20 protein-coding genes and 1 pseudogene are annotated in these 25,193 nt (G+C 57.5%); 13 read left to right on the top strand and 8 right to left on the bottom strand.

Features of this window, described 5'->3' with window-relative positions; all coding sequences use genetic code 11:
- The first annotated feature begins 179 nt into the window (after positions 1 to 179).
- Both ACR0K4_RS07145 and ACR0K4_RS07140 read left to right on the top strand, forming a co-directional pair.
- Positions 180 to 557: a hypothetical protein gene (locus ACR0K4_RS07145; RefSeq protein ID WP_480515948.1), complete on the top strand. Its 378-nt coding sequence runs from the start codon at positions 180 to 182 to the stop codon at positions 555 to 557.
- Positions 544 to 796 (top strand): annotated as a pseudogene (locus ACR0K4_RS07140) (IS6 family transposase); the annotation flags it as partial. The gene ACR0K4_RS07145 and the pseudogene ACR0K4_RS07140, both read left to right, overlap by 14 nt.
- Before the next feature lie 79 nt (positions 797 to 875).
- On the opposite strand, the gene xylB reads toward ACR0K4_RS07140, so the two are convergent.
- Genes xylB through ACR0K4_RS07125 form a run of 3 tightly spaced genes read right to left on the bottom strand, consistent with a single transcriptional unit; the run spans position 876 to position 4,133 of the window.
- Positions 876 to 2,339 carry a xylulokinase gene (gene xylB, locus ACR0K4_RS07135; RefSeq protein WP_480853398.1) on the bottom strand — a complete coding sequence of 488 codons (1,464 nt, stop codon included), beginning with the start codon at positions 2,337 to 2,339 and terminating at the stop codon, positions 876 to 878.
- Between the two features lie 34 nt (positions 2,340 to 2,373).
- Positions 2,374 to 3,105 carry an HAD family hydrolase gene (locus tag ACR0K4_RS07130; RefSeq protein WP_480853397.1) on the bottom strand — a complete coding sequence of 244 codons (732 nt, stop codon included), beginning with the start codon at positions 3,103 to 3,105 and terminating at the stop codon, positions 2,374 to 2,376.
- Positions 3,106 to 3,116: 11 nt separating this feature from the next.
- The gene (locus ACR0K4_RS07125; protein WP_480853396.1) at positions 3,117 to 4,133 is read right to left on the bottom strand and encodes an ABC transporter ATP-binding protein; all 1,017 of its coding nucleotides are present in this window, start codon (positions 4,131 to 4,133) and stop codon (positions 3,117 to 3,119) included.
- Positions 4,134 to 4,282: 149 nt separating this feature from the next.
- Here ACR0K4_RS07125 and ACR0K4_RS07120 point away from each other — a divergent pair, with 149 nt between their 5' ends.
- From ACR0K4_RS07120 to ACR0K4_RS07070, 11 genes are all read left to right on the top strand, one after another.
- Positions 4,283 to 5,626 (top strand): ABC transporter substrate-binding protein, encoded by a 1,344-nt coding sequence (locus tag ACR0K4_RS07120; protein ID WP_480853395.1) that lies wholly within the window; start codon positions 4,283 to 4,285, stop codon positions 5,624 to 5,626.
- Between the two features lie 64 nt (positions 5,627 to 5,690).
- Positions 5,691 to 6,557 (top strand): carbohydrate ABC transporter permease, encoded by an 867-nt coding sequence (locus ACR0K4_RS07115; protein ID WP_480515952.1) that lies wholly within the window; start codon positions 5,691 to 5,693, stop codon positions 6,555 to 6,557.
- 3 nt (positions 6,558 to 6,560) lie between these two features.
- Complete coding sequence (locus ACR0K4_RS07110; protein ID WP_480515953.1) at positions 6,561 to 7,379, top strand: carbohydrate ABC transporter permease; 819 nt, start codon at positions 6,561 to 6,563, stop codon at positions 7,377 to 7,379.
- Positions 7,380 to 7,443: 64 nt separating this feature from the next.
- Positions 7,444 to 8,415 (top strand): sugar-binding transcriptional regulator, encoded by a 972-nt coding sequence (locus ACR0K4_RS07105; RefSeq protein ID WP_480515954.1) that lies wholly within the window; start codon positions 7,444 to 7,446, stop codon positions 8,413 to 8,415.
- 12 nt (positions 8,416 to 8,427) lie between these two features.
- Positions 8,428 to 9,471 (top strand): NAD(P)-dependent alcohol dehydrogenase, encoded by a 1,044-nt coding sequence (locus tag ACR0K4_RS07100; RefSeq protein WP_480853394.1) that lies wholly within the window; start codon positions 8,428 to 8,430, stop codon positions 9,469 to 9,471.
- Complete coding sequence (locus ACR0K4_RS07095) at positions 9,468 to 10,034, top strand: SIS domain-containing protein (RefSeq protein ID WP_480853393.1); 567 nt, start codon at positions 9,468 to 9,470, stop codon at positions 10,032 to 10,034. Before ACR0K4_RS07100 ends, ACR0K4_RS07095 begins: the two co-directional genes overlap by 4 nt.
- A 3-nt stretch (positions 10,035 to 10,037) precedes the next feature.
- Entirely contained in the window at positions 10,038 to 10,805 is a 768-nt protein-coding gene (locus tag ACR0K4_RS07090; RefSeq protein WP_480853392.1) for an SDR family NAD(P)-dependent oxidoreductase, read from the top strand.
- Positions 10,806 to 10,837: 32 nt separating this feature from the next.
- Positions 10,838 to 11,671, top strand: a complete 834-nt coding sequence (locus ACR0K4_RS07085; RefSeq protein WP_480853391.1) for a TIM barrel protein — start codon at positions 10,838 to 10,840, stop codon at positions 11,669 to 11,671.
- A complete protein-coding gene (locus tag ACR0K4_RS07080; protein WP_480853390.1) occupies positions 11,664 to 12,389 on the top strand; it encodes an SDR family oxidoreductase in 726 nt (241 codons plus the stop codon). Before ACR0K4_RS07085 ends, ACR0K4_RS07080 begins: the two co-directional genes overlap by 8 nt.
- Positions 12,386 to 14,005: an FGGY-family carbohydrate kinase gene (locus tag ACR0K4_RS07075; protein ID WP_480853389.1), complete on the top strand. Its 1,620-nt coding sequence runs from the start codon at positions 12,386 to 12,388 to the stop codon at positions 14,003 to 14,005. The genes ACR0K4_RS07080 and ACR0K4_RS07075 overlap by 4 nt, the downstream gene beginning before the upstream one ends.
- Positions 14,006 to 14,915: 910 nt before the next feature.
- Complete coding sequence (locus tag ACR0K4_RS07070) at positions 14,916 to 19,499, top strand: immune inhibitor A domain-containing protein (protein ID WP_480853387.1); 4,584 nt, start codon at positions 14,916 to 14,918, stop codon at positions 19,497 to 19,499.
- Positions 19,500 to 19,968: 469 nt separating this feature from the next.
- Here the strand turns inward: ACR0K4_RS07070 and ACR0K4_RS07065 are convergent, their stop codons facing one another.
- Genes ACR0K4_RS07065 through ACR0K4_RS07045 form a run of 5 tightly spaced genes read right to left on the bottom strand, consistent with a single transcriptional unit; the run spans position 19,969 to position 25,167 of the window.
- The gene (locus tag ACR0K4_RS07065) at positions 19,969 to 20,856 is read right to left on the bottom strand and encodes a carbohydrate kinase family protein (RefSeq protein ID WP_480853386.1); all 888 of its coding nucleotides are present in this window, start codon (positions 20,854 to 20,856) and stop codon (positions 19,969 to 19,971) included.
- Positions 20,853 to 21,911 (bottom strand): ABC transporter ATP-binding protein, encoded by a 1,059-nt coding sequence (locus tag ACR0K4_RS07060; RefSeq protein ID WP_480853385.1) that lies wholly within the window; start codon positions 21,909 to 21,911, stop codon positions 20,853 to 20,855. Before ACR0K4_RS07060 ends, ACR0K4_RS07065 begins: the two co-directional genes overlap by 4 nt.
- A gap of 3 nt (positions 21,912 to 21,914) precedes the next feature.
- The gene (gene argH, locus ACR0K4_RS07055; RefSeq protein ID WP_480515964.1) at positions 21,915 to 23,399 is read right to left on the bottom strand and encodes an argininosuccinate lyase; all 1,485 of its coding nucleotides are present in this window, start codon (positions 23,397 to 23,399) and stop codon (positions 21,915 to 21,917) included.
- Positions 23,396 to 24,274: a carbohydrate ABC transporter permease gene (locus ACR0K4_RS07050; RefSeq protein ID WP_480853384.1), complete on the bottom strand. Its 879-nt coding sequence runs from the start codon at positions 24,272 to 24,274 to the stop codon at positions 23,396 to 23,398. Before ACR0K4_RS07050 ends, argH begins: the two co-directional genes overlap by 4 nt.
- Positions 24,274 to 25,167 (bottom strand): carbohydrate ABC transporter permease, encoded by an 894-nt coding sequence (locus ACR0K4_RS07045; protein ID WP_480515966.1) that lies wholly within the window; start codon positions 25,165 to 25,167, stop codon positions 24,274 to 24,276. Before ACR0K4_RS07045 ends, ACR0K4_RS07050 begins: the two co-directional genes overlap by 1 nt.
- Positions 25,168 to 25,193 lie beyond the last annotated feature (26 nt).

The raw sequence follows: 25,193 nt of genomic DNA, 5'->3' as shown, positions 1-25,193 counted from the left end.
CTGCGCATCCGTCAGCCAGAAAAGATCAGACATGGTCACCGCTCGGTTTTCAAACCGTGAATCATGCCGAACCACTGATATCAATGGGTCCGGAGCCTAGCTTGTGAGCCAATTGGGCAAGGGATGATCTCGAACACTCGAAACGCGCCCCGCTGTACGCAGCCGTTGATGAAGTCCCGTTGGCCCAACCGTTTTTCATTCTGATTTCCATCTGCGATGAAGCTGTCGTGAGTGAAATGCGTGTCGATGCGATCATGCCGGCTCATCAACATGGGATGAACGACACGCCCAGGGTCACTGCAAGGGGCGAAGGAATGTTCCGTGTCGAGGCCCTGTTGTCTGAAGACCAAATCCAACAAACATTGTCTTATGGACCATGGCCACCATCCGAACATTCAGATCCAAGCAACAGCGATTACGCTCGGCGCGGCCTTGAAATACTCCAATACAAACTGAGCGCCATCAGTGGTGTGAGAAATGTCGCTTTTGGCGAGCCGACATTCTCTGCATTTCCGAGAGCGAAACTTCTGATCTGTAAAGCAATCATACAGGGCTGAACTCAGGGAATTAGCATCGCCCGACAGGCAAAGTACGGCAAGGTGACTCAACAGCCGCGTCGAGAATTCGTGCTTGCCGTTTCGATGAACAGAACGCGCCATTCAGCGTTTCAGACCTATGCAAAAGCTGCGGGATTTTGCCGCCGTCCATTCCAACCGCCTCAACCAGGAAAGATCGCTGACCAGCCGAGAGACATTCAGGCTGACACACCGCTCATTTTTTAGAATGGCGACAGATTTGTTTCGGATTGGTTCGCGGCCTCTGCGACAAATTGAAACTGGTTCGAACTTGTCTGACGTCGCCCCTGCCAGGCACGTTTATCGACGCCTGGACGATATTTCCTGAAGATGTTCGTAGGCCGCCCGGAAACGACTTTTCGCCGTGTTGAAGGCATCGGTCATATTGGGCTCCGGAAGGATCCGTTCACCAATCCTGGGTGGTTTGAGGATGTCTTCGGCGGTAGCTTCGGAGCCAGCGATCATTGCAAGACGGGCCGCCCCCAGCGCGGCACCGAACTCGCCGTCCTGAGGCAGTTCTATGGGTACATCCAGAACTGTTGCGATCAGCTTGGCCCAGTACCGTGATTTCGTTCCTCCGCCGATGCCGATCAGCCGGTCTATGCGGGCTCCGGTCCGCGCAAGTGCTTCATACGAGTCACTCAGCCCGTAAGCAACGCCTTCGAGCACGGCGCAGGTCAGGTCGTTCTGGTCGGTATCCTTGCCCAACCCGGTGAAGCTGCCGCGAATGTTCGCGTCGTTATGCGGTGTGCGCTCTCCGGACAGGTAGGGAAAGAACTGGACGCGGCCGGGGGCGCGCAATTCGTCACCCAGATCGCGCGTCAGGTCAGATGGTTTCTTGCCGGTGATCTGACCCAGCCAGTTCAGGCTGTCCGTTGCTGACAACATGACACCCATCTGGTACCAGCGATCCGGAACCGCGTGACAGAACGTGTGCAGCGCCGAGTCCGGGGCCGGGTAGTAGCCATCCCGCGCGGCCAACAAAACGCCAGAGGTGCCAAGGGACAAAAACCCATCGCCCTCGTTCAGGGCACCCAGCCCACATGCGGCGGCGGCGTTATCACCAGCGCCGCCCGCGACAACCACGCGGTCCTTGACGCCCCAGTTTGCCGCCAGATCGCGCCGTAAGGTACCTGCGGGTTGGCAGCCCTCTACCAGCCTGGGCATCTGTGTTTCGCTCATCTGCCCGGCGTTCAACAGCTTCTCGGACCACGCACGACCGGACACGTCCAACCAGGATGTTCCGGCGCTGTCCGACATATCGGCGACATAGTCGCCTGTGAGATAGTAGTTCAGATAGGCCGCAGGCAGCAGGACTTTCGCGACGCGGGTGAATAGGTCAGGCTCATGCGCTTTGACCCAAAGAAGTTTGGGGGCCGTAAACCCGGGGAACACGATGTTTCCTGAAATCTCGCGCACGCCGGGCAGGGCGTCCAGCTGTTTTGCCTCAATGTCAGAGCGCGTGTCATTCCACAGGATGCACGGCCGGATCACGTCGCCGCTGGCGTCCAACAGCGTTGCACCGTGCATATGCCCTGCGACGCTGACTGCGCGGAGGTTGGAAAATTCGGGATGCGTGCGGCGCAATTCGCCAACCGCGGCCTCAAGCGCCCCAATCCAGTCTGCGGGGTTTTGTTCGCTCCAGCCGGGGTGTTTGTGATCGGATTGGTAAGATTGCTCGGCCGAGCCGATCACGTTGCCATCTTGTGCCAGAAGCAGGGCGCGCAACCCGGATGTTCCCAGATCAATGCCAAGGTAGCTCATGCGACGATGCCTCTCATAAGTGCCTTCAAAACGTTTATTGTTTTTTCTTCTGCTTGCAAAGCGCGGGCCCGAGTGACTCGTAGGATGATATGATCAGGTCAGCCCCTTGCTGACGCAGAAATTTTCCATGCTGGTCTTCAATGCCCCGCAGGTGAGCACCGCCTACAAAACCGGCGCAGAACATGTTGGCTGCCTTGGCAGCGCGCACACCGTAAGGTGAATCTTCGATCACCAGGCAGGTTTCGGGTTCAACGCCAAGCTGGGCTGCGGCATGCAGGAAAAGGTCTGGTGCGGGTTTGCCGTGTTCGACCTCTTCGGTGCTAAATACGTTGTCGAACAAAGCCGTCATTTGCATCGCAGTCAGGGCAACGCCGATGCGTTCAAACGTGCCGCTGGACGCGATGCAGTAAGGAACACCCAGCGCGTTCAAATCTTCTAGAAAACCTGTGACATGAGAAATCGGTGAGAGTTCCTGGTGAAAACGACGGAACAGTTCGGCTTGCCAGTCCTGCGCAAATGTACTGGTTGAGCGCGACGGGCTGTTCTCGGCAACGAAGGTTTCAATTGCAGCCAGAGACTTACCCAGAAATTGCCGTCGAACCTGTTGCGTTAGCAGGTCAATGTCATACGCAGCCAAGGTTTCTTTCAACGTCGAGAGCGAGATGATCTCACTATCGGCAATGACCCCGTCAAAATCGAAGATAATGAGGTTAAAGGCCGCAAGCGATAAGGGAAACTCTGCCCCGGTGGGATCGTCTGTGGTCATCGCGCGCACCGTTACAGCGCGCGCCCATCGGTGCCGAATTGATGCAGCCGATTTTCGGGGATCCGAACGCCAACGATCTGGCCGACAGGCGTGTCGTCATCTCCACCAACACGCGCGACGATCTCGCTTTTGTCCGAGAGGGTTAGGTAAAGTAAGCTCTCGCCTCCCAATTGTTCTTTGACCCGAACCGTGGCGTCGGTATTGCCTTGGCCGTGGGGCAACAACTCAAGATGTTCAGGGCGGCAACCGACGAAGGCCGCTTCCGGCTTGATGGTCAGGCCGCTCACTGTGTCGCTGGGGGCAAACACATTCATGGCCGGCGATCCGATGAATTCCGCCACAAAGCGTGACCGAGGCGAGTGATATAGCTCCATCGGGGTTCCAACCTGCTCGACACGCCCGCCGTTCAACACAACGATTTTGTCTGCCATGGTCATGGCTTCAACCTGATCATGGGTCACATAGATCATGGTTGCGGCAAGCTGCTTATGTAAACCTTCCAGCTCGACCCGCATCTGCACGCGCAGTTTGGCATCAAGATTTGATAGCGGCTCGTCAAACAGGAAAACCTTGGGGTTTTTGACGATGGCCCGACCAATCGCCACGCGTTGCCGCTGACCGCCTGACAATTGCGAGGGCTTGCGGTCAAGATAGTCTTCCAGCTGCAGGATACGGGCAGCCTCTGCGATCCTCTCTTGCCGCAGGTCAGGGGTGAACCCGTTGACTTTCATGCCGAAATCCATGTTTTCGCGCACGCTCATATGGGGATAAAGGGCGTAGGACTGAAACACCATCGCCAGCTCGCGATCGGCAGGTTCGGCATGGGTCACGTCTCGCCCGTCAAGCTCAATGCGCCCCGAGTCCGCGGCCTCAAGCCCGGCCAGCGTACGTAACAGAGTAGACTTGCCGCAGCCCGATGGCCCGACGAATACAACAAACTCTCCGTCCCGGATGTCGAGACTGACATCAAACAGGGCCTGCGTTTCGCCATAAAATTTGTTGAGTCCTTCAATTCCGATGCCAGCCAAGGCAACCCCTCCTCAACGGCGAGCAGTGCGGCTCGCGCATATTCTTTTGTTTATCAGTAGAAACAAATGTATTGACTTTCAAGTCGAAAAAATACTTTTGTATGACCTGGTATGCAAAAGATGATTTTGTACTGGGAGGAGAACTGAGAATGAAAACTCTTAGAAACTTGCTGGGCACCGCAGCTGTCGCAAGCATCATCGCGACAGGTGCTGCCGTTGCAGATGACGGTTGGAGCCTGAAAAAGGCGGCAGAGCCCTATGCGGGCACAACGATTGACGTCGTGTTCCTGCTGCGACCGGGCTATGAAGCGATCGAAGCCATGCTGCCTGCGTTCGAAGAGGAAACCGGCATCAAGGTCAATGTCATCAAGCATCCTTACGAAAACGCTCTGGGCGAGCAGGTGCGGGATTTTGTGGCGGGCGGCGATCTGGATATCGCGTTGATCGACCTTGTCTGGATCGGCAACTTTGCTGAAAACGACTGGATTATTCCGCTGGCGGATGTGCAGGCAAAATTCCCTGACGCTGTTGATCCAGATCTGGACATCGACGACTTTTTCCCGCTGGTGCTGAACGCGTTTGGCGGTTGGAATGACACGCTTTATGGCCTGCCGTTCGACAATTATTCCGGCTTGATGTTCTATAACCGCTGCATGCTGGAAGAGGCCGGGTTCGACGGCCCGCCGGAAACCTGGCAGGAGTTGAAGGACACCTATGGCCCGGCGCTGACCAAAGATGGCAAATATGCCTTTGCGTTGCAGTCCAAGCGGAACGAAACCCAATCGGCTGACAGTTTCGCGCGAGTGCTTTGGCCGTTTGGCGGCTCGTTCTTGGATGAAGACTTCAAGTCGAACCTGATGAGCGACGAGAGCCAGGCCGGTCTGAAATTCCGCCAGGAGCTGATGGAATACATGCCTGATGGTATCGTGGCCTATGACCACGCTGAAACCGTGAACGGGTTCAGTCAGGGCGATGTCGCGATGATCACCGAATGGTCGGCTTTCTATTCATCGGTGGTCTCGCCGGATACGTCGAAGGTCGCCGATTGCGTTGAAATCGCACCCGAGCCCACAGGCCCGGCAGGGCGCAAACCGGCGCTTGGCGGGTTCTCTCTGGCTGTAGCCTCGCAGGCGGACGAAGCCGAGCAGGCCGCGGCCTATCTGTTCATTCAGTGGGCGACCTCGAAGGCCAATGCGCGCGAATATCTTGAGCGCGGCGGCGTACCTGCCCGTCAATCTGTCTATCAGGAAGACGGTCTGGAAGACTTCAAGTTTGTGCCCGCGCTGGTTGAAAGCTGGCAGGACGGCGTGCCTGAATTCCGCCCGCGTTTCGCGGAATGGCCTGAGATCACCGAGATCGTTCAGGAATGGGGCACCAAGATGATGCTGGGTGAAGTCTCGACTGAAGAAGGTGCGCAAGAGATCGGCTCTCGAATGGAAGCAGTTCTGGAAGACGCCGGCTATTATTCCGGCGACAAGCCACTGGCCCAGTAAACAAGAACAATAAGCGGGGCGCATTCGTGCGCCCCTAGACAACCGGGGAAACCGGAGGACGGATATGCGTGGTCAGGTGTCTCGCAAGACAATCTTTGCATTTATTGGCCCGGCAGTCATTGGTCTTGCCATGGTGGGCATCGCGCCATTGCTGTACGCGATCTGGACCTCGGCGCATTTCTACAACCTTACAAAGCTGAAGCGGGTCGAGTTCATCGGTTTCGAAAACTATTGGACCGTTCTGACGGATGAGGTGTTCTGGCAGGCGATGGGCCGTACATTTTTTCTGCTGGGCACGGCACTGCCGCTGCAAATCGCGCTGGGTCTGGGCATTGCGCTGGTGTTGCATCAACCCGGTCTGACACTGGTAAAAACACTGGCGCGGCTCAGCCTTGTGCTGCCGATGGCCACGACCTACGCGGTTGTGGGGTTGCTGGGTCAGGTGATGTTCAACCAGAAATTCGGCGTTGTGAACCAGTTGCTGGGCGGCGCGGATATCAACTGGATCGGCGACCCGCAGAATGCCTTTGCCATGATCATTTTCTGGGATGTCTGGCAGTGGACTCCCTTTGTGGCGCTGGTTCTTCTGGCGGGTCTGACCATGGTGCCGGGTGAAGTGGAAGAGGCCGCAAGGCTTGAGACAAAATCCAAATGGATCGTACTGCGCTATGTGCAACTGCCGTTCCTGCTGCCGGGACTGGTGGCGGTGCTGATCCTGCGCACCGCTGACACTCTGAAACTGTTCGACATGGTGTTCACGCTGACACGCGGCGGGCCGGGATCGTCGACTGAGTTCATTTCGCTGATGATTCAAAGGGTCGGGTTTCGCGGCTTTGATCAGGGTCTGGCATCCGCACAGGCGATTATTCTGCTGATCATCACCATCGTGCTGGCGCAAATCTATATCCGCGTCTTCTACAAGGAGGTCTGAGCCATGACGACAACGCGCTCATACTGGTCGCAGATCGCCTTGCTGGTGCTGATCATACTGGTCTGTGTTTTCCCATTCTACTGGATGGTCACGACATCGCTGAAAACGCAGATCGTTGCGCTGGAATCGCCCCCGGTCTGGATTTTCGAGCCGACACTGGCCAATTACCGCGAGGCGCTGTTCGAGGACGGGGTGTTTCGGACACTGATCAATTCGCTGATCATCGCAATCTCGACCACGTTGCTGGCGCTGCTGCTTGGGGTGCCAGCCGCCTTCGCCCTGGCCAGGTTCGAGTTTCGCGGCAAAAAAGACCTGTGGTTCTGGTTTATCACCAACCGGATGGTTTCTCCTATCGTGCTGGCGCTGCCGTTCTTTTTGATCGCACGGAACCTGTCCTTGCTGGACAAACACATCACGTTGATCCTGATATACCTGACCTTCAACCTGCCGATCGTCATCTGGATCGTGACCGACCAGTTTCGCGGCATCCCCTATGATCTGGACGAGGCCGCGCGACTGGAAGGCGCGTCGCAATTCACCATCATGCGCAAAATCTGCCTGCCATTGGCCATGCCCGGTGTGGCCGTGTCGGCGATCTTTTCCTTCATCTTCTCGTGGAACGAGCTGATGTTCGGCCTGATCCTGACACGCACCGAGGCCAAGACCGCCCCGGCAATGGCCGTGTCCTTCATGGAGGGCTACAACCTGCCTTACGGCAAGATCATGGCCACATCGACCCTGATCGTCATCCCGGTTCTGATCTTCGCGCTCATTGCCTCCAAGCAACTGGTGCGCGGCCTGACGATGGGGGCTGTGAAATGACGCCGCCGACCACTCCCTTTCCTGTTGCGTTGCGTTAGAACGGGAACAAAAGGAAAGGATATCCATGTCACGCTATATCAAACTTGACCAGATTGACCCGGAAGAACAGCTGCTGGTGCGGCTGTGCTGGGCCTGCGAGGTCGAGGGCATGACACAGGCAGATGCGGCTGCACGGTTCGGTACCACGCGTTTGCGCGTCAACAAAGCGCTCAGCGAGGCGCGGCGGCGCGGTATCTTGCGGGTCAGCGTAGAATCCGTTTTTGCGGCGGCGGCACAACTGGAATGGGAACTCGAACGGCAATTTGACCTGACCCGCGCGGTTGTTGTCCCATCCCCCGAAGACCGGGTGTCGGTAACACCGTTGGTGGCGGCTGGGTTGGGCGCGCATCTGGGCGAAGTCTTGAGTGACCCGAACCTGACCCATTTTGGCATGTCCTGGGGCAACACCCTGAACCTTGCCACGCGACACATGCAGCCGCTGGACCGCCCAGATCTTGAGATCGTGTCGATCATGGGCGGCGTGTCGCGCGGATCGGATGTGAACGGGTATGAGATCACGACACGACTGGCTGATCTGTGCAACGCCGAGCACAGCTTTTTCACCGCACCGCTTTATGCGGGCAGTCCGGAAAGTCAGGCCTTGTTCATGGAGCAGGATGTGATCCGTGACATGTTGGAAAAGATACGCGCGTGTGGTGCCATTGCGCTGGCGACGGGTGATCTGGAAAGCTCTTTGCTGGTGCGGGATGCGTTGCCAAATGGGGTTGACCCGGTCGATCTGATCGAAAAAGGCGGGGTGGGGGACATCACCGGGCATATCCTGAACGCAGATGGCGCTATGATCGACCACCCTTTGAACCAGCGTGTGATCGGTCTTTCCCTGGATGAAATGGCCCAGATTGACAATGTCATTCTGGCGGCGGGTGGTCTTCACAAAGTGCTGATCATCACGGCGGCATTGACGCGCGGATTTGTCGACACTCTGGTTACAGACGAAAACACAGCGGCGGCGTTGCTGGAAACCAAAAAGAAGTGAGAGAGGTGTAAGATGGCCAAAGCTCTGGTTCTGGAAAAAGCCCGCAGTCTTTCACTGCGCGAGATCGAGCTGGCCGACACACTGGGTCCCGAGGATGTCCGCATCGCAATTGACACCGTCGGCGTTTGTGGCAGCGATGTGCATTATTACACGCATGGCCGGATCGGGCCCTTCGTTGTGAATGCGCCGATGGTTCTGGGGCACGAAGCAGCGGGCGTGATCACCGAGGTTGGTTCGGCCGTAACCAGCCTGCGCGTCGGTGACCGGGTCTGTATGGAGCCCGGGATTCCCAACACTCGGTCCAAAGCGGCAAAGCTTGGCGTCTACAACGTGGACCCGTCTGTGCAGTTCTGGGCGACGCCGCCGGTGCATGGTTGCCTGACACCGTCTGTCGTGCATCCCTCCGCCTTTACCTATCGCCTGCCCGACCATATCAGCTTTGCCGAAGGGGCGATGGTCGAACCCTTTGCGATTGGGATGCAGGCGGCAACCAAAGCGCAAATCAAACCGGGCGATGTGGCGTTTGTCACCGGTGCTGGCCCGATTGGCATTATGGTGGCTCTGGCGGCATTGGCGGGTGGTTGCGCCAAGGTCTATATCTCTGATCTGGTTGAGGAAAAGCTGTCGGTCGCTGCGCGCTATGACAATATCGTACCGATCCTGATCGGGCGCGACGATCCGGTCGAAACCTTACGGGACGCAACCGAAGGGTGGGGCGCAGATGTGGTGTTTGAATGCGCCGGGGCGGCGGCGTCCGTAAAGACCGCGCTTGAAACTGTGGCTCCGGCGGGGTGTGTGGTCTGGGTCGGCATGCCGGTCGATCCGGTGCCGATGGATATCGTGCTGGCACAATCCAAGGAAATCCGGATGGAAACGGTGTTTCGTTATGCCAACATGTACGACCGCGCCATCGCTCTGCTTGGGTCGGGAAAGGTGGACCTGAAACCGCTGATATCGGAAACCTTCGATTTTGAGCACAGCATCGAAGCCTTCGACCGCGCGGTTGAGGCCCGTCCGACGGATGTCAAAATCCAGATCAGGCTGAGTCAGACATGACCGGTGCGATGGACGATCTGGCGGACCGGCTACTGTCAGAGCTGCGGCCCGGTTTGTCGCCGGATGTGCTGGCGCAGATCGCGCCAGTGGCACAGACCCTTGCGCACGCGCGCCGTATCTTGTGCTACGGCGTGGGCCGCGAAGGCCTGATGATGAAAGCGCTGGCGATGCGCCTGTTTCACTTGGGATGCGACGCCCACGTGGTGGGCGATATGACCGCCCCTCCGGCCGGCTCCGGCGATGTTCTGTTTGTCAGTGCGGGGCCGGGGCACTTCTCGACCGTTGCAGCATTGGTCGACGTGGCGCACAGCAGTGCGGCCAAGGTCGTTTGCATCACGGCCGAACCCGATGGTTCAGTGCCGAAATCTGCGGATCTGACCATTCACCTCCCCGCGCAAACCATGGCCGCCGATCAGGGCGCTGCCGCCACTTCGATCCTGCCGATGGGTTCGTTGTATGAGGCGCTGATGTTCCTGTTTTTCGAACTGCTCGTGCTGGACCTGCGCGACCGTTTGGGCGTGACACCCGATGGCATGCGGGCCAATCACACAAATCTGGAATAGACCATGTCTTGGGAAAGCCGGTTCAGCCTGAAAGGAAAGAACGCGTTGGTTACCGGCGCATCTTCTGGGATCGGAACGGCTATTGCCGAGGTTTTTGCCGAGGCTGGCGCGAATATCGCGGCGCATGGGCGCGACCACAACCGCCTGGCCGCCTTGGGCAGTCGTGTCGAGGCCACGGGGCGGCGATTTGCGGCGATAACCGGTGATCTGGCCGTCGCCGAGGAAACCGTATCGGTGGCCGCCACGGCTTTGGATCAGTTCGGGCAGATCGATATTCTGGTGAACTCTGCGGGGATCGCGTTGACGGGGCCGGTTGTGGGCTTTGATCTGGCAGACTGGCAGCGCACCATGGCGGTGAACTTGACCGCACCCTTCCTTCTGTCGCGCGCCGTTTTGCCCGGCATGATGGAACGCAGGCAGGGAAAGATAATCAATATCTCGTCTCAGACTGGTGTGATCGCCTTGGCCGATCACGCGGCCTATGCCGCGTCCAAAGGCGGGCTGAACGCCCTGACCAAATCCCTGATGACTGAGGCGGCGCCGTTCAACATTCAGGTCAACGCCATCTGCCCGACCGTGGTGCTGACGGAAATGGGCAAACAACTGTGGTCCGCGCCCGAAAAGAAAGACCCGTTCATCGCCAAAACGCCTTTGGGGCGGTTTGGTGAGCCGGTCGAGATTGCCGACATGGCGCTGTATCTCGCATCGCCCGCATCCGATCTGGTGAATGGGGCGATCATGATGATCGAAGGGGGGTATTCGAGCATATGAAAGGTTTCGGCGTCCACACCAGCATGTGGACCATGTCCTGGGATGCAGAAGGCGCTGCCCGCGCCATCGCTGCGGCAACGGAATGCGGAATGGATTTCATCGAGATCGCGCTGCTTGATCCGGCATCAACCGATGCAGCTTTGGGGCGGCGACTGCTGGAACAGGCGCAGCTGCCTGCCGTGTGCTCATTGGGATTACCCGAGCCGGTCTGGGCCTCAAAAAACCCCGAAGGTGCGGTGGCGTTTCTGAAACTGGCCATTGAGAAAGCCGCCGGGTTGGACGCCATAGCTCTCACCGGTGTGACCTATGGCGGGATCGGCGAACGCAGCGGTCAGCCACCAACCCAGACCGAGCTGGACAACGTTGCCAGCGCGCTTGAAGCCGCAGCAGCGGCGGCGCAGGCGGCGGGGCTCGATTTCGGGATTGAGCCGGTAAACCGGTACGAGACGCATCTGATCAACACCGCCGCGCAGGGGGTGGCCATTATTGAACGGATCGGTGCGGAAAACATGTTTCTGCACCTCGACACTTATCACATGAATATCGAGGAAAAAGGCGCTGGAAATGGCATTCTTCATGGCCGCGACCATCTGCGATACATCCATCTGTCGGAATCCGACCGTGGCACGCCGGGCGCGGGAACATGCGATTGGGATGAGATCTTTGCCACTCTTGCCGCGATCGGATTTGACGGCGGGCTGGCGATGGAAAGCTTTATCAATATGCCGCCGGAAATTGCGCACGGTCTGTCCGTGTGGCGGCCCGTCGCCGACAGCGCGGATGAGGTCATCGGACAGGGTTTGCCTTTCCTTCAAGGCAAAGCGGCGCAATACGGCTTGACACGAAAAGGACATGGCAATGGCTGATCTGACAGGCAAAGTGGTGGCAATCACAGGCGCAGCATCCGGTATCGGTCGGGCCTGCGCCGAAGAATGCATCCAAGCCGGGGGGCGTGTGGCGCTGGTGGATCGCGATGAGGATGCGTTGCACGCGGCCTGCACCACGCTGGGTGATGCTGCGATCCCGATTGTCACCAACCTGATGGACCCTGACAGCATCTCTCAAATGATGCCGCAAATACTGGATAAGACGGGACGTCTGGATGCGTTCCACGCCAATGCAGGGGCCTATATCGGTGGAGACGTGCTGGAGGGCGACCCGGATGCCTGGGACCAGGTCCTGAATCTCAATATCAACGCAGCGTTCCGATCCGTACATGCCGTTTTGCCCCATCTTGCGAAACAGGGATCGGGGGATGTCATCCTGACCAGTTCCATCGCAGGGGTCATCCCCGTCGTGTGGGAGCCGATCTACACCGCCTCAAAACACGCGGTTCAGGCCTTTACCCACTCTGTGCGCCGACAGGTGGCAAAGCATGGCGTGCGGGTCGGAGCCGTGCTGCCCGGTCCGGTCGTGACCGCGTTGCTTGACGACTGGCCCAAGGCGAAAATGGAGCAGGCCCTCGCCGAGGGCAGCCTGATGCAACCCAAAGAGGTCGCGGATTGTGTCGTCTTCATGCTGACCCGACCCGCTAACGTCACCATCCGCGACCTTGTGATCCTGCCCAACGCGGTGGACCTATGAGCTGTTTCGTCGGTGTAGATGTTGGCACGGGCAGCGCCCGCGCGGGTGTGTTCGACGACGCTGGTAAGCTGCTGGCCAGCCGCAAGCAGGACATTCGGATGTGGCGCGACGCAGGCGATATCGCCGAGCAATCCTCGGACGATATCTGGCAGGCTGTCTGCGCCTGTGTGCGCGGTGCTGTTGCCGAGGCTGGGATAGAGGCGGATGAGGTCAAAGGCATCGGCTTTGACGCCGCCTGTTCGATGGTAGTTTTGGATGCGGACATGCGACCGCTGAGCATCAGCGCGTCAGGTGAGGCGGCGCGCAATGTCATTGTCTGGATGGATCACCGGGCCAAGGGGCAGGCTGAGCGTATCAATGCCACGAAACATCCGGTGCTAGAGTATGTTGGGGGTCGTATATCGCCCGAAATGCAGACGCCAAAGCTGTTATGGTTAAAGGAAAATATACCCAACACCTTCGGTGCAGCTGGACAGTTCTTTGATTTGCCGGATTTTCTGACATGGGCCGCCACTGGGTCGCTGGTTCGATCCGCCTGCACCGTGACCTGCAAATGGACCTATCTGGCGCACGAAGACCGCTGGGATGAAAGCTATTTTCAACAGATCGGATTACCGGAACTGCCCGCAGAAGGGTTCGCCCGGATCGGCCAACAGATTGTGGCCCCAGGAACAGCACTGGCCCAAGGATTGACGACCGAGGCCGCCAAGAGCATGGGGCTTAACACTGGTACCCCGGTGGGGGCCGGGTTGATTGATGCACATGCCGGGGGCATTGGGACAGTGGGTGCTGATCCCGTTTCAGGACCCGAAGCGACGATGGCTTATGTATTCGGAACCTCGGCGTGTACCATGTCCACATCGTCTAACGCACATAAGGTGCCTGGCGTCTGGGGCCCGTATTTCTCGGCCATGGTGCCAGGCATGTGGTTGTCCGAAGGTGGGCAATCCGCGGCGGGTGAGGCCATTGCGCACCTCATCTCGACCCATCCCGCAAGTGAGGATGCCACTGAACAGGCACAGTCCGAAGGGATGTCGCTGCAAGCCTTTCTGTTGCGCGAGGTCGAACGCCGCGTGCCGAACGCCAGCGACGCAGCCCGGCTTGCCGGTGCCCGTGTGATCGTTCCGGATTTTCTCGGAAACCGGGCACCCTATGCCGATCCGGACGCAACCGGCATCGTCACCGGTCTGACACTCGCGACGGATCTTTCAGACCTGATTGCAACATATGTCGCGGCAGTTCTTGGCGTGGGATACGGTTTGCGGCAGATCATGGAGGCACAGGCAGAACATGGCGTCTGTCCGAAATCTGTTGCGATAAGCGGCGGGGCCGGGGAAAGCGCGACGATCAAACAGCTTCTTGCCGATGCAAGCGGCGTGCCGGTTCTTTCGACATCTTCGCCAGAGCCGGTTTTGCTGGGGGCGGCTATGCTTGGTGCGGTCGCAAGTAACGCCAAGGAGTCGTTGACCGGAGCAATGGCCGCGATGTCTTCCGTGCAAGAACGTATCTTGCCAAGTTCGGGTGTTATTGCGGACATCCACCACGCACGGTACGACGCATTCATTGCGCACCAGAAGATAGAACGAGACATGCGCGCTGCCCTTGCGGTACTCTAGCGGTCTTGTCGATAGAACCTGGTGTCAGGCAAGCAGAGTTGATTGTTCGCGTTTGGGTATAACAAGACCTGCTATGTTCAAGAGACCCTAAACCGGCCCCTGGGTCATCCGTTTTGGCGGCGACGCTCGGTATCCGATTTCGCCTCGAAACATGGTCGATATTTTGCACGAGCTTAGGATCGAAGTGAGCCACGAGGCTTTCTGATATTGGAGGATTCGTTGTGGTCCGATTTTCGCTTCGAAGTTCCGATGAAAGCGCATTCAGAAATTTCAAGATTTTCGGAGCGGACGTGCACCTCGAGAAAGTCTTTGTGAAGGTCAGTGGCAAGCGACATTCCCTTTGGCGGTCTGAGGATCGCACGATGAGATGTTGAAAGCAGCTATTAATAAACCTCGAAATAAAGCTGCGGCGCGCTGGGCATCCCATGACCGAGTTGTCGGATGTACCGTTATATTTTTTGCCAAAATGACCAACACCCCCGCACTTATTGGGTTGGATTGAAGATTTTGCGTTGGCGAATTTTGGCCGATGCCTCCAAAATATCGGTTCCAGTTTCGCTACCGGAATACCCAAACAACACCGGCGTCCCGAATTAGCTCTGACAAGCAAATCCCCGATGTTGCTCAGAATTCTCGCCGGCGCCTCTGATGACCATACAACCTTTATATCAGTCGCCCTGTCAGACCCGGCGCGGTCAGGTTTACAGAAATTGCAAAACACGCTAAAATTGCAAGCATCGCTAAACATTCTTCTTTCTGAAATTTCTTTGATTTGAATTCGCCGGAATTCAATACGCACGTATTTTCTGACTGCCGAGAAAATGCACAGCCCATACAAAAAGTGCCTCAATCGTTTTGAGGCGCATTGTGTTCCGGTTTTCCTACGCAGTCCATTTTTGAGGGAATTGTCATGCCCAAGTCCAATGAATCAGTAAATATCGTACATCAGGTTGGTTATCGCGCGGTGCGGGATAACGGAGACGCCGAAGTTGCCGGTTGGTGTAAACCAGGCGAAACGCATACTGGAAAGAAGCCGCCCGCAGAGGATGGCGGTCCTGTCGGGGACGGCCCAACGGTGTTGTTTGGAACCGATGACCGCTTTGTTGCCAGCTTCAGCGACACCCGGGTATCGGTTTATTTGTTCGACGGGCTCGACGACGGCAAAGGCCCCCTGTTCTCGGCCAAGACCGGCCGGCATGTTGCCAAAGCACAGGCGGCTCCGGGGGCGACTTCGTTGGTTTTGTACTGTCTGGACAAAGAGGGGCGTCCAGTGTCGGTGGATTTTCGCCCCCGGCCTGATTGCCCTGACGTCGAAGGTCTGTCCACCGAACCCCGGATTACACCCATCGCCCACGATGTGGCCGCGAAAGCGACGGATATGGTCGTTCTGCGGCGCAAGCTGGTCCTTGTCGTCACCGAACCCGACGGTGGTCGTGCCATCGTCGAAGTGAACCGGCGCACCGGTGCGGCCAAGCGGGCTGGTGGTTTTGCCCTTGATGGCGATCTGACCGCGCTGGACCCGGCACGGCACAATATTCTTCTTGGTCGGGACAAAGGCGAACTGAGGCTGGTCATGGTCGGGTCCGATAGTCTCCAAGGCGGGGTCGAGATTCACCCGTTCGAGATTGACCGCGTCACAGCCGCAACAGTGGCCGGAGGCACCCATCTGGTGCTGGCCCGCAAAGGAGGGCTGGTTCAGAAGGTCGATATGCGTGCGGCCTTGCCTGCAACCACAGCGCAATCTGCCGATCCCTTCGCTCGGCTTTGCTACGTGCTACAGCTCTTGTTAAAGCGATGCGGATGCGATTGCACATGCGGGCCCAAAGACCCTGGGGACGACGGCGGCCCGCGTGATCCGAACGATCCCGGAGACGATGAGCCCTGCGATGATCGTCATTCTGCGCAGGTGGGGTTCACCATCTACCGGATTCAAAAGGCTGGATCTTACTTTGCAGCCTTCAGCGCCAATGCCACCCGAATGGCGGTCATGGACCGCAACTTGAACGTAAAGCTGGAGCGCAAACTGGACCGCGCCGGCGCCGACGTATCCGAAGGCCAGAGCCAGACACAGAAGATGCTGGTACAGATTACCAGAAAGGGTCAGCTCGAAGCGTGGCGGATTGCCGACTATGTCGCCGAACTGAAACCGCGTCTGCCGGATGATTTTACAATTGTGGTTCCTCCGCCTGCGAAGACCGTCACCTATTGGGGGCGTCGGAACCAGATCGCGCAAGTTAATCCCACCCTGCAAATCTGCATCTTTCCGGTGATCGACGGCGGTCAGACCTACGGCGATGCCGACATGACCCAACTGATCGATCAGGCCACGACCAGAATATTCTCTACCGTTGACGACTATTATGACGAGTGCAGCTTTGGTGAGCTTGCGATCAGTTTTACAGTATTCGGCCACGATATTGGCGGAATGCGGCGGCCCTTGGTGCTGCCTCAATCGCAGGCCAGCTATTGGTGGGATGGCTTCCGGGCCGGTGGTTTGCGCGCCGTGATGCCCGCGGATTTCTCGGACCCGGTTGCGCTGGACGGGACCGAGACCTTGTCGATACAAGCCAATCCCCGTGCGGGCGCCGTCAATACCTATGATCTGCCATTTGCGGCCATGTGGAGCAGCGGCAACCTGGGAAGTTTCCCGGTGACATTGACATTCGACGGTACAGAAACGCTGGATTTGGCCGTGGAAACCCAGACAGGTGACAGCCATACGCTGACCCTGAACTTTCCTGCCACGACGCTGACCGTGAATCAGGGCGGTGATATCGCGGGTTTCCTGAGCGATCTGGAAACATTGCTGACCGACGCGATCCGAACCGCCGAGGCCGGCATTGCGGGCAGCCCGGTTCTGATTCAGGATGTCGAGTTCAGACGCGTCCGAACCTCGTCGGACGACACTTTGTTTGGCCGCGCTCAAGGACGTTTTCGCATTGCCTCGGCCGGTGGTGCGGCAACCCAAAAGGGACAGGTTTCGGTCGCGGGGCCCGTCTCTCCGGCGGCACCGCTGACCCAGCTTGGGCTGTCTTCGGCGGACATTCCCGGCGTCATGAGTTCAACAACAGCGGCCAGCAGCTATTTCCGTGAATGTCTGCGCGCAGCACAGGTCGATGCCGGAGAGGGCATTGGCGGCAGTGCCGCGTATTTCAACACGTCGGTCGGAACAGACCTTGACGCGGGCGCGCAGGAACTGACCATCGACATCAACCTGACAGCCGACTTCGGCGGCGAGGAAGCCACGATTGAACGGTTGTCCAGTACTGGCCTCAGCGGTACCGGCTGGGACACGTCCCAACCCAATCCGGGCAGCGAAAGCGGGCCCAACAACTCGAACGCATTGCGCCATTCGGTGGATTTGGCCGACGACACATTTACCGCTGCGATGGACCATATCCGCAATACCACTGCCTGGGATCGCGACGCTGTCGAGGCGATGTTTGATAATTTCGACGTCATGATGATCGCCCATGTCGGCGCGCCTAGCACCAGCATCCCGATCGCTGACCGCTGGGATTGCGATGACCCGGCAGGGTTTGGGGGCAAACGCATGTATGCCCGCGGGCATTACGCCACCGACAAAAATCCGCCAGGCGGTGAAGAGCCAGTGCAGATGGGCACGTCCAGGATCATCGGGCAAAGGTTCTTTGGCACGCTTTCCAGCCATGCCGGGGTCATGGCGCACGAAATCGGCCATGCAATTGGTTTGCCCGATCTGTACTCGGCGAACGGCTATCGTGACGACGTGGACTATGTAGATCCATGGGCGATGATGGCGGGTGGGAATTCAAATTTCCACCATTTCTGCGGCTGGTCGAAATGGAAACTGGGCTGGATTCCAGACACCAATGACGTCAACACGAACAGAACCATTTTCGTCGATTTGCCTTCGCCTACGGGTACGGATGTGACCGAAGCCTGGCTGGTGCCGATCGAATACTGGGACAACGCAATGGGGCAGGATGTTCGCGACGAAGTCGGCGGTACTGTCCCGATCGGACAGTTGATGAAACTCAACCTCGGCAGTGATGGCGGCGTGACCGCGTTTCTTGAGCTGCGCGCGGAGGGATCAAACTTTTCACAAAACCTTAGCCCTGAGCCGACGGTGATCGCCACCAACGGGCTGGACCCGAATTCCGATCGATCATGGGCGGTGAATGGCCTTTATCGCAGGTCGGTACATCTGTTGAATCAGGGGACCGAGTTGCGGGCGATCAACGACACGTGGGACTTTGCCACAGCACCGGAATTTCCCATCAAGGGATGTATTGCCGAGATCGCCGATGTCCGGTCGATCCGGGGCGGGTCGATCCCCGTCTACAGGGTCCGGGTCGAGCGGGAGCAGGCGGAATATATCGACCTGCACTTCCAGGACCACGTTCCAAGCTGGAAAAGCCCCGACATCTGGGTCGACTGGCCCGGCGATAACCCGGACCCGGCAATTCCACGGGTTTATCCGGTCGGAACCCCGACGGATCAGGGCGAGACAGTGCGCTTCCCCGCCAGCGGGACCGAACCGCATTATGTGGTCGCTCGTGTCCACAATGCCGGCAACGTCGAAGCCTTGGACGTCAAAGTCCGCTGGTTTGTTTGCGATCCACCCGGCGCGGGTGACGATGGCCGCTGGATCAATCGCGGAACCGAGACAATTTCATCTGTCGGAGCAGGCGCAAACGAGATCGCCGTTTTCGACTGGCAGGTGGATAACGCGACCAATGTGCATCAGTGCATGCGCATGGAGATCATAGACTGGACCATCCCCGACACGGTTGATCCGGCGACAGGCGACACCGTCGCTCTGGCTTCGGATGACGTAAAGCTGCAAAATAACAACGCGCAGCAGAACGTTTTTGACTTTGAAGCGCTGACCTCCTCACCTTATGCGCCGATAACTTTCCCGATGCAGGTTCATAACGACCGGGTCGAAACCGAGGTTGCGGCTCTGGTGCCAAGCGGTCTGCCACATGGATCGAAACTGACGATCTCGCCGCGCGAGCATCGGATTCCATCGGGCGAGGCACGCGTTTTCAACTGTACGCTTGAGCTGAACGATCAGATAATCCGCCCGGGATGTGACAATGACAGCGGTTTCCTTCTAACCGCCTGGCGCAGGACCCGCGAAGCCGATGAGATTTGGGGAAGCTGCTTCTACCACATCCGCCCGCGACTGCGGACGTCCCTGGAGTTGGTTCGCGGAACCTGGTTCCACGGCAGGCTTGTGGTGCATGGATTACTGCACGTTCAGTCCGAAACTCCGATCAATCTTGCTGATGATCAGCCATTGTTTGCCCGTCTCAGAATGACGCTGGACAGCCCGTCCGCGCCACCGGTCTGGCGCACGGTACAGGTTCAGTCCGACGGCAGTTTCATGCTCGATACTACGATCGACGGTGGAAAGACGATGGAACTGCAGGGATGGTTTGACCGGACTGACCGGCTCGGCTCATCGGTGTCTAACACCATGAAGTTAAAGCAAAGCTTTTTGGGCTAGCATCGGTAACAGCAGGAACTGGCCTCGCAACTGAAGTCCCGGTGTTTACGGCGCAACGCGAGTGTTTTTAGAAACTGCAACGGATTGAGCAGCGTGCGGGAACCATGTTTCCTGCACGCTTCATATTGCTACAATTCCCCTAAGTCCCAGATGCCATTAACGCGATCCGGATCGTACAGTAGATGAGTGGCTCCATCATATCGGGTCGCGCTCAGACATCACAGAAATTCGCCTTCGCCCATTCCTCCGTCTACACCCACTACAAGCTGGCACGCATCTCCGCTCTGGCCGAGTGACGTGATCTTTGCATGGCTTAAATGACAGCGAAAATGGCCTGGCTGAAACTGGTTCGAATTTGTCCGACAATTCCGCGTGGATCATGCAACTGAGATAGCGGCAACAAATTTAATGGGTCCGGAACCTGAGAGTAAATCAAACATATACTCGTGAGAATATGTCATCCTAACATTTAGAGAACAGAGCCGCATGAATTGGCCGAAGCAGCAAATCCACCGACGTGGGCTATGGCCGCTGCCCCAAGCAGGTTGCCCGCTTTCAGACAGTCTTGCATCGGTTTACCGATCAGCCACGCAGAGAGGAAACCGGCGTTGAAAGCGTCGCCCGCGCCTGTCGTGTCAACCACATCAACTGGATTGGCACGATGGCTGCATTGGTTGCCTTCACAATATGCCGTCGCGCCTTTCGCGCCCTGTTTGACAACCGTTAACCCTGAAATTGGAACTGATGCGCCCATGTCGCGCAGGCGGTCGAATTCGACTTGATTGGGTAGAAAGAGATCAATCTTTTGAAGCCATTCGGTCACTTCGGCCGCGCCAAGGCTTCCGTCCCACCCGCAGTCGGCAGAAAGGCTGGCGCCAACGGCGCGGGCGGTCTCTGTCAGTTCGGGCTTTTCGACCAAGGTGGCCAGTTCCCCGAAATGGACATGCCTAACGTTCAGCCTTCGCAAATCGTCAATTGAGAGATCGGGGAAAGCCTCGCCTGACCTGCGTGTCAGAAAAGCCCGGTCGCTGTGGTCGCTTATGGCCACGGTCAATTGTGGGTCTACGCAGGGTGGTGAGGATGCGCACAAGGTCAGGTCCAGTCCGGCGCGGAGCAATTCATCGCGAACAACGCCATCAAATGGTCTTTGGGGCAGGAAGGCACCGAGGGTCGTTCGGAATCCGAGGCTCGAAAGATGTGCGGCGGTGATATAAGCGCCGCCGCCCGCATGCAGGCCGAACCCGTCGGCATAGACTTCGGTTCCCATGCTTGGAAGCTGCGGCACCTCGGTGAAAATCAGATCGCAATAGAGGCGACCGACGCAAAGGACCGTGCCGCTATAGGGTGCCTCGCTCATGCAAGTGCCTCGCCAGAGTTTGCGTCGAACACATGCAAGTTTTCGGGACGCGCGCCCAGCATCACGGTTGCGCCCACGTCCGGAGGTGTTCGTCCATCCGCTTTGGCGACGATTTCACCCGATGGTGTGCCAACATAAATCAGCGTTTCGTGGCCCAGCGGCTCGCGCACGAGAACATCACCGGTCAAAAAGCCAGCCTCATTATCGGGGTGCAGATCTTCGGGCCTTATTCCGAGGATGATTTCGCGGCTTTCAGGCAGGTCCCAGCCCAGGTTGATCCGCTGTCCGGATTGAACTTCGATCATGCTGTTTGCGCCCACGACGCCCGGTATCATGTTCATCGACGGGGCGCCGATAAATTGCGCGACGAACGTATTCGCCGGCGTGTGATAGACCTCGGCAGGTGTGCCGACCTGCTGGATGTAGCCATCCTTCATGATCACGATCCTGTCGGCCATCGTCATGGCTTCGACCTGATCATGGGTGACGAAGATGATCGTATTGCCGACCTGCTGGTGGAGCTTCTTTATTTCCAGCCGCATTTGCGTGCGAAGCTGCGCATCGAGGTTTGACAACGGCTCATCAAACAGAAAGACCGCCGGGTCGCGGACCATGGCGCGACCGATGGCAACCCGTTGCCTTTGGCCACCGGACAGCTGCGATGGTTTTCGTTCCAGAAACTCGGTCATGCCCAGGATGCCGGCAACCTCATCTATCCGGGCGTCTTTCTGCGCTTTGGGAAGCGAGGAACTGCGCAGACCGAAGCCAATATTCTTGCGCACGGTCATATGGGGATAGATCGCGTAATTCTGAAAGACCATGGCAATGTCCCGGTCTTTGGGTTCCAGATTATTGACCTGCTTGCCCGCGATTTCGATGATGCCTGACGTCACTTCCTCGAGCCCGGCGATCAGTCGCAAGGTCGTCGATTTACCGCATCCCGAAGGCCCGACGAACACGACAAACTCACCGTCGCGCACATCCAGATTGATGCCGTGCAGAACCTCGGTCTTGTCATAGGATTTAACGAGATCGCGAATTGCAAGATCTGCCACGAATTAGGTCTCCATCAGGTTTGAAAAGGCGGATGCGAGGTCTGACGCGGCGGATTTGGCGCGGTCGTCTCTTTGTGATTTTCTTGATGCAAGCTGCTTCAAGTCCCCGCGATAGGCCGTCAGGGCTTCGGTCATGGCCTTTGGCCCGGGTCCGCCCCGCCGGTTTCTTACCGCGATGAAATGCTCGGACGATGTGACCGTTTCATAGGTTGCCTCGTCGAGTTTTGCCGGGCGACCTATTTCGGCGTGGAAGGTGTCAGAAAACGCCGCAAAACCTGTACCTAAAGACTTGCCTGACGCAATCACGGCGCTTGCAGTTTTAGCGGCTATTTCATGGGCTTGCCGAAAGGTCAGGTGCTCGTCCCGTACCAGTGTGTCAGCAAGCTCGGTAATGGTCACGCAGGCCGCGTCGGCGTTCTTTTGCACCTTCGCGGAATTGATCGAACAGGCAGGGATCAAAGCCGAAAGCAGCTGCAGCACCCGCCCGCCGCTTTGAAAGGCAGCATATCCGGATTGCTGCACCTCACCTTCGCTGTCGTTCATGTCGGTGAAGGGCGTATTGTGCATGGTGTTTACAATGGCGTCACAGCGGCCAACGGTCATGCTTGCCAGATGCCGGAGATGCTCAATCGGCACCGGATTGCGCTTTTGCGGCATGATCGAACTGATCTGCACCAGACTGTTGGGTACATAGAGCTGGCCGACCTCGAATGCCGACCAGAACTGCAGATCCTGAATGACCCGGCCCAGGTGGAGAAACAGCAGTTTCATCGCGGAGTAGAGCCCGGTCACATAATCGACCGAAGCAATGCACCCGTAGCTGTTCAATTGCGGTTTTTCGAACCCAAGCAACTGCGCCATGCGATCTCGGTCAATCGGAAAGCCGGAGGTCGTGATTGCCGCCGCGCCCATCGGGCATTTGTCCAAGGCTTTGGCTGCGGCGTCCAGTCTTTCGGCGTCTCGCAGCAACACTTCGATGGCAGCGCTCAGATAATGTCCAAAGGTTGTTGGCTGGGCGGGCTGACCGTGGGTGTAGGCGACGATCAGCGTTTCTTTCTCGGCCTCGGCCTTGTCGATCAGCTTGGCGGCCAGATCATGGACCAACCCCAAAAGCGATGACACCCGCTTGCGCAGCGCCATCTTGAAAACTGTGTGATCCATATCGTTGCGTGACCGCGCGGTATGCAGGGCACCGCCAAGATCACCGAGGCGCGTGCGCAGCTCTGCCTCGACAAGAAAGAAGTAATCTTCGTACTCGCCCGTGTAGGTGAGAGACGACAGGTCAATCGTCTTGGAAATATCGCTCAGCGCCAAAGCGATTTTTGTCGCCTCTTCCGTGCTCAGGATGCCGGTTTCCTGCAGCATGACCAGATGCGCGCGATTGATCTGGTCTATGCTGGATGCAAAATGCGCCTTCACCCCTTCAAACAGGGGCGCAAGCACGGTGTCCTGATACACAGGATCGGGGAACCGGGATGTATCCGTCATCCTTTGAGCCCCGCCATAACGACCCCGCGGATAATGAAGCGCTGAAAGATCAGGAACACGATCAGGGTCGGAAGCGTCGAGATTGCCGCGCCTGTCATGATCAGTTCCCACGCCACATCCGCCTCGTCTCCGAAAGATGACAGGCCTACGGGCAGCGTATACATCTCAACCGAATTGGTGACGATCAGCGGCCAGATAAACGCCGTCCAATTGCCGAGGAATACAAAGATCGCCAGTGCCGCCAACGCGGGTTTCACCAGCGGCATCGCGACGGTCCACCAGATCTGCAGCTCGTTCAGCCCATCGATCCGGGCGGCCTCGATGAAATCGTCGGGCACGGTTTCAAAAAACTGTTTCATCAGGAAGGTTCCGAAGGCGGTCATCAGACCGGGGAACATGATCCCCCAATAGGTGTCGAGCCACCCGAATTGCTGGCTCATCAGATACCACGGGATCACCAGCATCTCGGTTGGGATCATCAATGTGGAAAGGATCGCGATGAAGACGATATAGCGCCCGGGAAAGCGAAACTTGCAAAGCGTATAACCGACAAGACTGTCAAACAACACGTTCGAAACCGTGGTGATCACCGCAATGAAGATCGAGTTCAGAAACCACCAGTAGAACCGGCCGTCTTCCAGTACGAATGTATAGTTTTCGATATGCGGCTCGTCCGGGATCAGTTTGAGGTTGTAGACCTCATGCGGCCATTTCAGGGATGTCGAAATCATATAGGCGATGGGCATCACCATCAGGATGCCGCCCAGAAACAGCAGCCCCCAGCGTATGAACTGGCCCATATTCGCAGGCCGCTTGGGCGCCTGCGTCTTCAGCAGCGTGTCCGAGCTTGCCTGAACGTTTTCTGTCACTGCCATCAGCTGTCTCTCAGAATACGCAATTGCACGAGGCTCACGACCAGAAGAACCAGAAACAGCACCACGGTTTGGGCTGCAGCATATCCCATATCGAATGATGTAAATGCGGTTTCATAGATCATAAGCACCAGCGGTTTCGTCGAATTGAGCGGTCCGCCGGGATTGTTCGTGGTCATGTTGAAAACATGATCGAAAATGCGCAGGAACCCGATGGACGAAAAGACGACGATAAAGACAATCGTTGGCTTCAAAAGCGGGATCGTGATCTCCCACAGCACTGTCCACCATCCAACGCCGTCAATGCGGGCGGCCTCATAGTAACTTGGCGGAATGGCGCGCAAGCCCGCCATGAAGATGATCACCTGAAACCCAAGCCCGGCCCAGACAGCAGGCGCAAGGATCGAAGGAAGCGCATTGGTTGTCGAATTCAGAAATTCGATCTGCGGGATGCCGACGGACGCCAGCGCATTGTTAAACAGCCCGATCGGCACCGGTTGATAAAACCACCGCCACACCCACGCCATCGCAACGGCGCTGGTCATGAATGGCAGGAAATAAAGCATCCTCAGAAACCCGTGCATAAATCGGGTCTTGTCGAGGTGATAGGCAATGATGAAGGATACGATCAGACTGATGGGCGTGCCCAGCAACAAGTACACAAAGGTGTTGCGGAATACTTTCCAAAACACCGGATCGCTGAACAGTTTACTGTAATTCTCGGTCCCTGCCCATGTGCGGTCCCCCAGCAGGTTCCAGTTTTGAAAACTGATCAGGATCGCGTTGCCTGTCGGATAAAAACGGATGACGCTGTAGAACACAACCGGGATTGCCAGAAACGCCCAGGCCCAGACGATCTGCTTCTGCTTGATGGAGAGTCTGCGATAGAAGTTCATATTGGCCCCAACGCCCAAAATGCCCC

It is taken from the genome of Ruegeria sp. K11, from assembly GCF_056531905.1.
The sequence above is the reverse complement of the archived record's forward strand: the minus strand, read 5'-3'. Positions and strand labels throughout refer to the sequence as shown.

Excerpts from the sequence above, each read along its gene's own strand:
- xylB (WP_480853398.1), bottom strand. The coding sequence starts at position 2,339 with ATGAGCTACCTTGGCATTGATCTGGGAACATCCGGGTTGCGCGCCCTG.
- ACR0K4_RS07130 (WP_480853397.1), bottom strand. The coding sequence starts at position 3,105 with ATGACCACAGACGATCCCACCGGGGCAGAGTTTCCCTTATCGCTTGCG.
- ACR0K4_RS07120 (WP_480853395.1), top strand. The coding sequence starts at position 4,283 with ATGAAAACTCTTAGAAACTTGCTGGGCACCGCAGCTGTCGCAAGCATC.
- ACR0K4_RS07115 (WP_480515952.1), top strand. The coding sequence starts at position 5,691 with ATGCGTGGTCAGGTGTCTCGCAAGACAATCTTTGCATTTATTGGCCCG.
- ACR0K4_RS07110 (WP_480515953.1), top strand. The coding sequence starts at position 6,561 with ATGACGACAACGCGCTCATACTGGTCGCAGATCGCCTTGCTGGTGCTG.
- ACR0K4_RS07105 (WP_480515954.1), top strand. The coding sequence starts at position 7,444 with ATGTCACGCTATATCAAACTTGACCAGATTGACCCGGAAGAACAGCTG.
- ACR0K4_RS07100 (WP_480853394.1), top strand. The coding sequence starts at position 8,428 with ATGGCCAAAGCTCTGGTTCTGGAAAAAGCCCGCAGTCTTTCACTGCGC.
- ACR0K4_RS07095 (WP_480853393.1), top strand. The coding sequence starts at position 9,468 with ATGACCGGTGCGATGGACGATCTGGCGGACCGGCTACTGTCAGAGCTG.
- ACR0K4_RS07090 (WP_480853392.1), top strand. The coding sequence starts at position 10,038 with ATGTCTTGGGAAAGCCGGTTCAGCCTGAAAGGAAAGAACGCGTTGGTT.
- ACR0K4_RS07085 (WP_480853391.1), top strand. The coding sequence starts at position 10,838 with ATGTCCTGGGATGCAGAAGGCGCTGCCCGCGCCATCGCTGCGGCAACG.
- ACR0K4_RS07080 (WP_480853390.1), top strand. The coding sequence starts at position 11,664 with ATGGCTGATCTGACAGGCAAAGTGGTGGCAATCACAGGCGCAGCATCC.
- ACR0K4_RS07075 (WP_480853389.1), top strand. The coding sequence starts at position 12,386 with ATGAGCTGTTTCGTCGGTGTAGATGTTGGCACGGGCAGCGCCCGCGCG.
- ACR0K4_RS07070 (WP_480853387.1), top strand. The coding sequence starts at position 14,916 with ATGCCCAAGTCCAATGAATCAGTAAATATCGTACATCAGGTTGGTTAT.
- ACR0K4_RS07065 (WP_480853386.1), bottom strand. The coding sequence starts at position 20,856 with ATGAGCGAGGCACCCTATAGCGGCACGGTCCTTTGCGTCGGTCGCCTC.
- argH (WP_480515964.1), bottom strand. The coding sequence starts at position 23,399 with ATGACGGATACATCCCGGTTCCCCGATCCTGTGTATCAGGACACCGTG.
- ACR0K4_RS07050 (WP_480853384.1), bottom strand. The coding sequence starts at position 24,274 with ATGGCAGTGACAGAAAACGTTCAGGCAAGCTCGGACACGCTGCTGAAG.
- ACR0K4_RS07045 (WP_480515966.1), bottom strand. The coding sequence starts at position 25,167 with ATGAACTTCTATCGCAGACTCTCCATCAAGCAGAAGCAGATCGTCTGG.